The sequence below is a fragment of the Massilia sp. ST3 genome, assembly GCF_018119405.1.
GTDB lineage: Bacteria > Pseudomonadota > Gammaproteobacteria > Burkholderiales > Burkholderiaceae_D > Telluria.
Window position 1 is genome coordinate 1 of the sequence record NZ_JAGPWC010000114.1, and the last position, 9,837, is coordinate 9,837.

The 9,837-nt window shown below is 67.3% G+C and carries 10 protein-coding genes; 4 read left to right on the plus strand and 6 right to left on the minus strand.

Annotation, left to right across the window (positions count from 1 at the left end; genetic code table 11):
* Positions 1 to 114 precede the first annotated feature (114 nt).
* Positions 115 to 1,011: a recombination-associated protein RdgC gene (locus KBW98_RS22910; RefSeq protein WP_211522478.1), complete on the minus strand. Its 897-nt coding sequence runs from the start codon at positions 1,009 to 1,011 to the stop codon at positions 115 to 117.
* 81 nt (positions 1,012 to 1,092) lie between these two features.
* Positions 1,093 to 2,166: a DNA polymerase IV gene (gene dinB / locus KBW98_RS22915; RefSeq protein WP_211522479.1), complete on the minus strand. Its 1,074-nt coding sequence runs from the start codon at positions 2,164 to 2,166 to the stop codon at positions 1,093 to 1,095.
* A 177-nt stretch (positions 2,167 to 2,343) separates the two neighbouring features.
* Between dinB and KBW98_RS22920 the strand changes: the two genes are divergently transcribed.
* Complete coding sequence (locus tag KBW98_RS22920) at positions 2,344 to 3,336, plus strand: GlxA family transcriptional regulator (RefSeq protein WP_211522480.1); 993 nt, start codon at positions 2,344 to 2,346, stop codon at positions 3,334 to 3,336.
* Between the two features lie 6 nt (positions 3,337 to 3,342).
* Here KBW98_RS22920 and KBW98_RS22925 read toward each other — a convergent pair whose 3' ends face one another.
* Both KBW98_RS22925 and KBW98_RS22930 read right to left on the minus strand, forming a co-directional pair.
* Positions 3,343 to 3,759 carry a cupin domain-containing protein gene (locus tag KBW98_RS22925; RefSeq protein ID WP_211522481.1) on the minus strand — a complete coding sequence of 139 codons (417 nt, stop codon included), beginning with the start codon at positions 3,757 to 3,759 and terminating at the stop codon, positions 3,343 to 3,345.
* A gap of 8 nt (positions 3,760 to 3,767) precedes the next feature.
* A complete protein-coding gene (locus KBW98_RS22930) occupies positions 3,768 to 4,247 on the minus strand; it encodes a carboxymuconolactone decarboxylase family protein (RefSeq protein WP_211522482.1) in 480 nt (159 codons plus the stop codon).
* A gap of 234 nt (positions 4,248 to 4,481) precedes the next feature.
* Here KBW98_RS22930 and KBW98_RS22935 point away from each other — a divergent pair, with 234 nt between their 5' ends.
* From KBW98_RS22935 to KBW98_RS22945, 3 genes are all read left to right on the plus strand, one after another.
* A complete protein-coding gene (locus KBW98_RS22935) occupies positions 4,482 to 5,489 on the plus strand; it encodes a LysR family transcriptional regulator (protein WP_211522487.1) in 1,008 nt (335 codons plus the stop codon).
* Positions 5,490 to 5,651: 162 nt separating this feature from the next.
* Positions 5,652 to 6,410, plus strand: coding sequence for an SDR family oxidoreductase (locus KBW98_RS22940; protein WP_211522483.1), 759 nt, complete (start codon positions 5,652 to 5,654; stop codon positions 6,408 to 6,410).
* 3 nt (positions 6,411 to 6,413) lie between these two features.
* The gene (locus KBW98_RS22945) at positions 6,414 to 6,905 is read left to right on the plus strand and encodes an Ohr family peroxiredoxin (RefSeq protein WP_211522484.1); all 492 of its coding nucleotides are present in this window, start codon (positions 6,414 to 6,416) and stop codon (positions 6,903 to 6,905) included.
* A 72-nt stretch (positions 6,906 to 6,977) separates the two neighbouring features.
* Here KBW98_RS22945 and KBW98_RS22950 read toward each other — a convergent pair whose 3' ends face one another.
* Together KBW98_RS22950 and KBW98_RS22955 are read right to left on the minus strand one after the other, a co-directional pair.
* Positions 6,978 to 8,741, minus strand: a complete 1,764-nt coding sequence (locus KBW98_RS22950; RefSeq protein WP_211522485.1) for a S8 family peptidase — start codon at positions 8,739 to 8,741, stop codon at positions 6,978 to 6,980.
* A 399-nt stretch (positions 8,742 to 9,140) separates the two neighbouring features.
* A partial coding sequence (locus KBW98_RS22955) for a S8 family serine peptidase (protein ID WP_211522486.1) occupies positions 9,141 to 9,837 on the minus strand: 697 nt, incomplete at its 5' end.

The window sequence follows — 9,837 nt, forward strand, 5'->3', positions numbered from 1 at the left end:
CCCCCCCCCCCCCCCCCCCCCCCCCCCCCCCCCCCCCCCCCCCCCCCCGGGGGGGCGGCGGTTCCGCCGCCGACGCGCGATCGCTACCGTGTGCATGGTGCACACGATCCGCGATCAGGCCTTGGCTTCGCCGCCCAGCGCCTCGACCACATCGGCCAGCAGCTTGGCCATCTCGCCCGTCATCAGGACGATGTCGTTGTCGAAACGCTCGTCGTCGCTATAGGTCGGCGCCTCGCCTTCCTTGATCACGTCCAGCGGCTTGACGCCCTTGATCGCCAGCGATTCGGTCAGCACGAAGCTGATGCGGTCGTTCCAGGTCATGGCCAGGCGGGTGCACTGCTTGCCGGCGGCGATGTGGCGGCGGATGTCGTCCGGCTCCAGGGTGTGCTTCACGTAACGCACGGCGGCGCGGCTTTCGCCGGTGGCGCGCAGTTCGGTGTCCTGGTCGATGGTGAAACCATAGGGCGCTTCGTCGGCTTCCAGCCAGCCGGTCATCACGGCCACCGGCGAGCGCTGCACGCGCAGCGATTCGAGCGGCATGCGGTCGACCGCCTTGAGCAGCAGCTTGACCACGTCGTCGGCCTTGGCCGGGCTGGCGGCGTCCACCACCAGCCAGCCGTTGACCGGGTCGATCCAGACCCAGACGTTGCTGCGGATCGAGAAGGCGCGCGGCAGCAGCTCGTCGGCCACGCGTTCCTTCAGCTCCTTCATCGCCTTCTTACCCGGCGGGAAGCCCTGCTGCTCTTCCAGCTCGGCCGCCTTGGCCTTGGCCACCTGGTTGATGACCGACGAAGGCAGCAGCTTCTTTTCCGTGCCCAGCATCATCAGCATCTGCTTGTTGACCACGTGGACCAGCTTGCCGTTGCCGCGCGGCGAATCCCAGCCCTGGCGCAGCAGCTCATTGCTGCTGGCAGGCGTGAACGCCTGCGGCTGGAGCGCTTCTTCCATCTGTTCCGGGTTGAATGCCCAGGGAGCGGGCAGGCGATAAATCTGGAGATTCTTGAACCACATACGCTGTTATCCGATTGTTTCAGTATTTCAAGGGAACGACATTCTACGCTGATGCCCAGCCGAGTTGTCGCAAAAAAATTTTTATGTTGTCAGGTCGTCAAACAGGCGCAGCTGCTCGGCGATTTCCGTGTCGCTCAGGCGCACGCCGACGCCGAGCAGGCGCACCGGGCGGCCGGCGCGCAGCCAGCCGGTTTCCATCAGATGGGCATAGGTCGGGATATGTGGCGCATAGCCAACACACTCGACGGTGGTCTGCTGGAAGTCCGAGAACTTGATCTTCACGAACAGCTTGTTGATGAATTTTTCGGCGCCGTTGCGCTTGATGCGGCCCAGCAGATGCTCGACCAGTTCCGGCAGCAGGGCCAGGCAGGCGGCCAGGTCCGGCACGTCGGGGGTATAGGTTTCCTCGGTGCTGATCGATTTGCGTTCACGCGAGATATTGACTTCGCGGTGATCGATGCCGCGGCACAGGTCGTACAAGCGGGCGCCGAAGCTGCCGAAGTGCTCGTGCAGGCGGTCCATGCTCCAATCGCGCAGGTCGGCGCAGGTCTGCACGCCCAGGCGGTGCATCTTTTCCGCTGTTACCTTGCCCACGCCATACAGCTTCTTGACGGGCAGCGCGGCGACAAAGGCGTCCACTTCTTCCGGGCGCACCAGGAACAGGCCGTCGGGCTTGTTCCAGTCGCTGGCGATCTTGGCCACGAACTTGTTCGGCGCCACGCCGGCCGAGGCCGTGATGCCGACGGTCTCGAAGATGCGGCGCCGGATCTCCTGCGCGATCAGGGTGGCGCTGCCCTTGCAGTGGGGCGAATCGCTGACGTCGAGGTAGGCTTCGTCCAGGGACAATGGCTCCACCAGCTCGGTGTAGTCGCGGTAGATGTCCATGATCTGGCGCGAAGCGATGCGGTACTTTTCCATCGCCGGCGGAATCACCAGCAGGTTCGGGCACAGCTTGATGGCCTGGGCGGTGGCCATGGCCGAATGGATGCCGTAGCGCCGCGCCTCGTAGTTGCAGGTGGCGACGACGCCGCGCTGGTCGGGCCGACCGCCGACCGCCAGCGGCCGGCCGCGCAGGGACGGATCGTCCCGCATCTCGACGGATGCGTAGAAACAATCGCAGTCGCAATGGATGATTTTTCGGACCGGGGCGTTCATCGAGGCCGCCCCAGACGGGGCACACTACTGGTATTCCATACAGTATCGGCGGAAACGCCGATTGTTGCAAGAGAGGACCCCTATCCCTCCTACGGATGAGCTTTGCCGGCGCCGGGGACGTCCTATAATGAAAAAGCAGGCCCATCCGGCCTGCTCGTCCAATGAAATCGTCAACGTATGAACGCCGTCCCTGACACGCCCCCGGCGCACCCTGTGCGGCAGATCGTGTTCGCCGTCTATCCCGGCACCTGCATGCTCGACCTGGCCGGCGCCCAGACCGTGTTCTGGTGCGCCGACCGTCACCTGCGGCAGCGCGGCCTGCCCGGCTACGCCCTGGTCACGGCCAGCATCGGCGGCGCCGTCGTCGACACCGCCGAAGGCACCCTGCTGGCCACCGTCAGCCTGGATGCACCCGACATCCATCCCGACACCGTCCTGGTGCCCGGCAGCGCCGAGATGGCGACCGCCATCCACGCCCTGGCGCCCCTGGTCGCCTGGCTGCGCGCCTGCGACGCGCGGCGCATCGCCTCGGTCTGCACCGGCTCCTTCCTGCTGGCCGAAGCCGGCCTGCTCGACGGCCGCCGCGCCACCACCCACTGGGCCTTGTGCGAGCGCCTGGCCAGCCTGCACCCCACCGTCCAGGTGGAGCCGGAAGCGGTGTTCGTGCGCCAGGATCCGGTCTGGACCTCGGCCGGGGTCAGCACCGGCATCGACATGGCGCTGGCCATGGTCGAGGCCGACCACGGCAACGAGCTCGCCATGCTGGTGGCGCGCGAACTGGCGATTCACGTGCGCCGCGCCGGCGGCGAATCGCAGCATAGCAGCCAGCTGGCGCTGCAGGCCGGCGACGGCGCCCAGTTCGACGCCCTGCACCGCTGGATCGCCGCCCACCTGGCCAGCACCGAGCTGAACGTCGACACCCTGGCCAGCCAGGCCTGCATGAGCCCGCGTAACTTCGCGCGCGTCTACCGCGCCAAGACCGGGCGCACCCCGGCCAAGGCGATCGAGCTGTTCCGCCTGGAGGCGGCGCGGCGCCTGCTGCAGCAGTCCGACCGCAAGCTCGAGCAGATCGCCGAGGAGGTCGGTTTCGGCGATCCCGAGCGCATGCGCGCCAGTTTCCTGCGCCACCTCGGCCAGTCGCCGAGCGCCTGGCGCCGCCAGCACGCCTGAGCGCGCCTACTTCACCGGGATGAAGAAGGGTTTGCCCGCGTCCTTGACCAGGAACACCAGGAATTTCGCCGGCTTGGTCTTGCTGGCGTTGCGGCCCACGGTGTGCAGGTCCTGCGGGCCTTCGTAGAAGGTCTGGCCGGTATTCACGACTTGCTCCTTCCCGCCCTTCACGCCCATCACGATCGATCCTTCGAGCACATAGACGACGGCGTGCGCATCGTGGCGGTGCACAGGGTCGACGGCGCCGGGCGCGAAGTCGACCGTGATGACCAGGATCTCCTTGCCCGGATGGTCGGCCATGGCCTTGGTCATCAGGGTAGCCACGGACACGGGCGCCGCTGCGGGCGCGGCCAGCGCCGGCTGGGCGAGGAACAGGCCGCCCGCCAGGGCCAGGGCGCTGCTCATGCTGTTGATGAACGCCATATCGCCTCCTAGGACAGATTGGCTTTGTCCAGCCCGTAGGCCGTGTCGTAGGAACCCGGCACCACGGCGAAGGCTACGCTGATGCGGTTCCAGGCGTTGATCGCCATGACGACGAAAGTCAGGTCGGACAGTTCCTGCTCGGACAGCTGGCCGCGCACGCGGTCGTAGAGCTCGGCCGGCACGCCCTGTTCCGGCAGGCGGGTCAGGGCCTCGGTCCAGGCCAGTGCGGCGCGTTCGCGCGGCACGAACAGGGTCGACTCGCGCCAGATCGCCACGTGGTGCAGGCGCAGTTCGCGTTCGCCATGGATGCGCGCCTGCTTGACGTGCATGTCGAGGCAGAACGCGCAGCCGTTGAGCTGGGAAGCACGGATCTCCACCAGGTCGCGCAGGCTTTCTTCGATCGCGCAGTGCCTGAACGCGAGGCTGAAGTCGAGGAATTTCTTGAACAGTTCGGGCGACTGCTCCATGTAGTTGATACGCTGGGACATGAGTTTCTCCTGTTGTTGTCGGCGTGATTGCTTGTCATCGGACAGGGCCAGTGTAGGAAGGGTCCCGGGTTCCCGGTAGGCGTGTGCCGGGCCGCACACCGGTGCCTGCCCGGCACCAATCCCTGTGGCATGAATGCGGGTTTTTTTGTCATTGCCGGTCGCGGTTCGCCTGACTACGATGTCTTTACCAAGGCATTGCCGAGCAGGGCGGGGAGGACACGGATGAAAATGGAAATGGCGGCGATCCAGGCAGCGGGCGGCAGGCTGGCGCAGCCGCCCGAACGCGAGCGCGGCGATGCGCTGGCATCGAGTTTCGCCACTACCTATGCCGGCGTGCTGGCCTTCATCGCCGTGGTCCACGAAGGCAGTTTCGCCCGCGCGGCGGAGCGGCTCGGGATCGGGCGCTCGGCGGTGAGCCGCAGCGTGCAGAAGCTCGAGGCCCAGCTCGACACCCGCCTGTTCCTGCGCACCACGCGCAGCACCTCGCTCACCGGCGAAGGCGAACTGTTCTATGAGAGCTGCAAGCCGGGCGTCGAGCGCATCGTGCAGGCCGTGGAGGAAATGCGCGACCTGCGGGCCGGCCCGCCGCGCGGCCAGCTGCGCGTGTGCGCCCCGGTAGGCTTCGGCCGCAAGGTGGTCGCGCCCCTGCTGCGCGGTTTTCGCGAACGCTATCCCGAGGTCGGTATCGACCTGGTGCTGGACGACGGCGCGCCCGACTTCATCGCCGATCGCATCGACGTGGCTTTCCGCAACGGCCGCCTCGACGACAGCCAGGCCATCGCCAAGCAGCTGATCCCGATGCAGATGCTGGTCTGCGCCACCCCCGGGTATGTCGCGCTGCACGGCATGCCGCACGCGGTCGAGGACCTGGTCCGGCACCGCTGCATCCACTTGCGCAACGCCGCCAACCGCCTGTGCGAGTGGGAATTCAAGGTCGGCGGACAGGTGCGCCGTACCCTGCCGCCCTCCTCGCTCAGCTTCAACGACGCCGACCTGGTGCTGCGCGCCGTGCTCGACGGCGAAGGCCTGGCCCAGCTGGCCGGCTACCAGGTGTGCGAGCACCTGCGCGCCGGTCGCCTGCTGGCCTGCCTGTCGCCCTATGCGCCCGACGACCGCGGCCATTACCTGTGCTACCAGAGCCGGCGCCACCTGCCGGCGCGCATCCGGGTCTTCATCGACCACATGACCCTGCAGGTGCGCGCCCTCGACCTGCATTGCCTGGACAGCCTGGGCCTCGGCTAAGACCAAAGCCGGCCGCCGGAGATTGGTGCGCGGCGCACAACAATGTGCGGCCCGCCGCGGATCTACCGCGGCTTGGGTGGCCTGCCTACACTGGGTGCGCGACTCCACACATGGCGCCCGGATGTCCCGGGGGCCGCTTTACCACTCTACAGGGAACTCATCATGAAGATCGTCGTCATCGGAGGCAGTGGCCTCATCGGCAGCAAGCTGTGCGCCATCCTGCGCGAACGTGGCCACGAGGTATTGGCCGCCTCGCCCGCATCCGGGGTCAACACCCTCACCGGCGAAGGCCTGGATGCGGCGCTCGCCAAGGCCGACATCGTGGTCGACGTCGCCAATTCGCCCTCGTTCGAGGACCAGGCGGTGCTCGACTTCTTCGGCGCCTCGGGCCGCAACCTGCTGGCCGCCGAAGCACGCGCCGGCGTGCGCCACCACGTGGCGCTGTCGGTGGTCGGCACCGACCGCCTGCCCGGGAGCGGCTACTTCCGCGGCAAGATCCTGCAGGAGAAACTGATCCGCGAGGCCGGCATCCCCTACACCATCGTGCGCTCGACCCAGTTTTTCGAATTCCTGGGTGGTATCGCCCACTCCGGCGCCCGGGGCCAGGATGTCCACCTGTCGCCGGCCTGGCTGCAGCCGATCGCCGCCGACGACGTGGCCCTGGCCATGGCCGAGTTCACGCTCGGCGCCCCGGTCAACGACGTGGTGGAGATCGCGGGTCCCCAGCGCCAGCGCATGACCGAGGTGGTCCAGCACTACCTGGAGCTGACGGGCGATGCGCGCCGGGTCGTGACCGATCCGGAAGCGGGCTATTTCGGCGCCCGCCTGGAAGACGATACCCTGGTCCCGGCCGGCCAGGCCTGGCTGGGCAAGCTGGACCTGGAGAGCTGGCTGGAGCGCCAGCGCGCCGTCGCGGCCTAGCACATGACGCCGCTCAAGCCGCCGCCCGCCAGCCTGCTCGAGCGCTACCGGGGCGAGCACTTCCTGCCCCTGTACACCACGACGGTGGCGGTGACCGGCGGCGAGAGCGGACATGGGCGCGCTTCCGGCGTGGCGCGCTCGAGCGACGGCAGGCTGGAGGTGACGCTGCGCCTGCCGGAAGAACTGGGCGGAGCGGGCGCCGGCACCAATCCCGAGCAGCTGTTCGCCGCCGCCTATGGCGCCTGCTTCCATGGCGCCCTGCACCTGCTGGCGGCGCGCGCCGGCGTGGCGCTCACCGATGCGCGGGTCGACGTGCAGGTGGCCTTCGGACGCGATCCGATGGACGGCCTGTATATGCTGACCGCCGACGTGCGCATCGCCCTGCCGGGCGTGGAGCGCGAGCTGGCGGAAGGCCTGGTGCGCAGCGCCGAGCGCCTCTGTCCCTATACCAAGATGACGCGCCAGGGGGCGGCAGGCAGTGTGTCCCTGGTTTGAGTGTTGAAAAAAACGACAAAAAAAACGCGCGACCCAAGGGCCGCGCGTTCGCTGTCGTCCAACCCTGCCGCTTTACCAGTTCAGCTTCAGGGTGTACTTGCCGTTCGTCGCACCGGTGCCGCCGGTGTAGTAGACCACGCGGATGTAGCGGGTCGAGGTGGCGCTGCCGGTGTTCGCCGAGTTCACGGTTTCGATCGCGCCGAGGCCGTTCTCGCTCTTGCCCATCAGGGCGCCGGCGCTGTTGTACACGAACAGGTCGTAGTCGGCGGTGCTGGAACCCGGCGTCATGACCGACACCAGGGTCTTGCCTGCCGGCAGATCGACACGGAAGTAGTCGGTGTCGGTGGTGCTGCCGAGGTTGGCGTTCACGGTGGTGCCGCGCACGCTCACCAGGTCGGCGCTTGCCATCGTGTTGTTCGCCTCGCTCTCGGCCAGGACCGTGCCGCTGCTGGTGCTCAGCGCCGCATTGACCGCGGCGGTGGCGTCGACAATGCCGGCGCCGCAGCCCGAGCACGACGCCGGGAAGGCGCGCGCGGTCGACTTCAGCTTGGCCTCGATCTCGTCCGGGGTCAGGGTCGACTTCACCGCCAGCATCAGCGCCGCGGTGCCGGCCACGTGCGGGGTCGCCATCGAGGTGCCCTGGTAGTAGGCGTAGTTGTCCGACGCCGGGGCCTTGGTGCCCGCGTTTAGCGTCGACAGCACGCCGTAGCCGGCGTCGCCGCCCGGCGCGGCCACGTCGACCTGGGTGCCATAGTTGGAGTAGGACGCACGGCCGCCGGTCTTGCCGGTCGCCGCCACGGTGACCACACCCGCGCAGTTCGCCGGATTGAAGTTGGCGACGTTGGTGGCGTCATTACCGGCCGCCACCACCACCACCGCGCCGCGCGAACGGGCGCCGTTGATCGCGGTCTGGGTAGTGGCGCTGCAGGCGCCGGCGCCGCCCAGCGACAGGTTCAGCACGCGCGCCTTGTTGGCGTTGGCCGGCGCGCCGCTCACGCTGCCACCCGACGACCAGGTGATGGCGTCGGCGATGTCCGAGGTATAGCCGCCGCACTTGCCCAGCACGCGTACCGGGACGAGCTTGGCGTTGTAGGCCACCCCGGCGACGCCGGCGCCGTTGTTGGTGCGCGCGGCGATGGTGCCGGCCACGTGGGTGCCATGCCAGCTGGAGTTACGGGCCTGGGTCGGCTGGCCGTTGCCGCACTCGCCCACGGCGATGGCGTCGCCCGGGTCGCTGGCGTCGCTGTCGCGGCCGTTGCCGTCATTGGCCATGAAGGTGTCGGTGATGAAATCGTAGCCCGGCAGGAACTGGCCGCTCAGGTCGGCGTGCGGACGGAAGCCGGTGTCGATCACGGCCACGACCACGCCGGAGCCGGTCGACTTGTCCCAGGCGGTCGGCAGGCGCAGGCCGCCGGTGGCGTCGGTGTAGTGCCACTGCTGGGTGTACATCGGGTCGTTGGCGGTCGCCATGTGGGTCATGATGCGGTCCGGCTCGGCGTACTCGATGTTCGGGTCGCGCGCCATCATTTCGGCGGCCAGGTCCTGCACGTCCTTCAGGCCGCGCTTGCCGTTCAGCTTGAACACCTGGGCGCCGGTCGAGATGATGTGGCTTTCGCGCACGGTCATGCCGAACTGCTGGCCTGCACGGTCGAGCTTGGCCTTGCGGTCGCCAGTCACGGCGGCGGCGCGCGCCAGGCCCTTGGCGGCCGGTGCGGCATCCTTGTACTTCACGATGATGCGGTCGGTTTCCAGCAGGCCGGGAACGACATCGCCGTTACCCGCCATGGCCGAGACCGAGGCGGCTGCCAGCGAGACCGCTGCGCAAAGTTTCAACATGGCTGGGTGAATCGAGTGCGAACGCTGCATGGTTTTCCTTACGTTTAGTTTCCGTCAAGCGAGGACTCGCCTCGTACGTGGCTGTCACCGGCGCGGGCCGGTGCGTTTGGATGAAGACGTGCAGGGTATCGCGGAAGCTAGAGGTAACGCAGCCGAAATCGACGCCGATTCGGTGGTTTCACCACAGCTGAAACCGCTTATTTTTCAAAAACATCGTTTCTTCGGACAAAGGTTAATTTCACAGAATATTTCCTTTAACAATTGCGCATCGTCTCGCATATTCTGTTAAAAGACGGCAACTTGAAGATATCCTGGTGCGCGGCGCGTACCCCAATAAAAAACGCGCGGCCGAAGCCGCGCGCTTGTTTTCAGATGCCGTTACCGGCAGCGGAAGATGACTTACCAGGTCAGTTTCAGGGTGTACTTGCCGCTGGTCGAACCGGTGCCGCCGCTGTAGTACACCACGCGGATGTAGCGGGTCGAGGTGGTGGTGCCGGTGTTCGACGAATTCACGCTGTCGACCGAGCCTGCGCCGTTCTCGCTCTTGCCCAGCTGGGTGCCCGCGCTGTTATAGACGTACAGGTCATAGTCGGCGCTGGCGCCCGGAGTCAGGACCGAGCTCAGGGTCTTGCCTGCAGGCAGATCGACACGGAAGTAGTCGGTGTCGCTGGTCGAACCCATGTTGGCGTTCACGGTGGTGCCGCTGGCGGTGACCATGTCGGCGGTGCCCATCGTGTTGTTCGACTCGCTTTCAGCCAGGGTGGTGCCGGTGCCGCCACCGCCGCCTGCCGCAACGTTGACCGCTGCCGCGGCGTCGACGATGCCGGTGCCGCAGCCCGAGCACGATGCCGGGAAGGCGCGTGCGGTTGACTTCAGGGTCGACTCGATCTGGTCCGGGGTCAGGGCGCTGTTCTTCGCCAGCATCAGGGCGGCCACGCCGGCCACGTGCGGGGTCGCCATCGAGGTGCCCTGGTAGCCTGCATAGCTGTCCGAAGCCGGGGCGCCGGTGCCCGAGTTCAGGGTCGAGATCACGCTGTAGCTGCCGTCGCCGCCAGGCGCCGCCACGTCGATCAGGGTGCCGTAGTTCGAGTACGAA

Excerpts from the sequence above, each read along its gene's own strand:
- KBW98_RS22930 (WP_211522482.1), bottom strand. The coding sequence starts at position 4,247 with ATGTCCCAGCGTATCAACTACATGGAGCAGTCGCCCGAACTGTTCAAG.
- KBW98_RS22935 (WP_211522487.1), top strand. The coding sequence starts at position 4,482 with ATGGCGGCGATCCAGGCAGCGGGCGGCAGGCTGGCGCAGCCGCCCGAA.
- KBW98_RS22920 (WP_211522480.1), top strand. The coding sequence starts at position 2,344 with ATGAACGCCGTCCCTGACACGCCCCCGGCGCACCCTGTGCGGCAGATC.
- KBW98_RS22940 (WP_211522483.1), top strand. The coding sequence starts at position 5,652 with ATGAAGATCGTCGTCATCGGAGGCAGTGGCCTCATCGGCAGCAAGCTG.
- KBW98_RS22925 (WP_211522481.1), bottom strand. The coding sequence starts at position 3,759 with ATGGCGTTCATCAACAGCATGAGCAGCGCCCTGGCCCTGGCGGGCGGC.
- KBW98_RS22950 (WP_211522485.1), bottom strand. The coding sequence starts at position 8,741 with ATGTTGAAACTTTGCGCAGCGGTCTCGCTGGCAGCCGCCTCGGTCTCG.
- dinB (WP_211522479.1), bottom strand. The coding sequence starts at position 2,166 with ATGAACGCCCCGGTCCGAAAAATCATCCATTGCGACTGCGATTGTTTC.
- KBW98_RS22945 (WP_211522484.1), top strand. The coding sequence starts at position 6,414 with ATGACGCCGCTCAAGCCGCCGCCCGCCAGCCTGCTCGAGCGCTACCGG.
- KBW98_RS22910 (WP_211522478.1), bottom strand. The coding sequence starts at position 1,011 with ATGTGGTTCAAGAATCTCCAGATTTATCGCCTGCCCGCTCCCTGGGCA.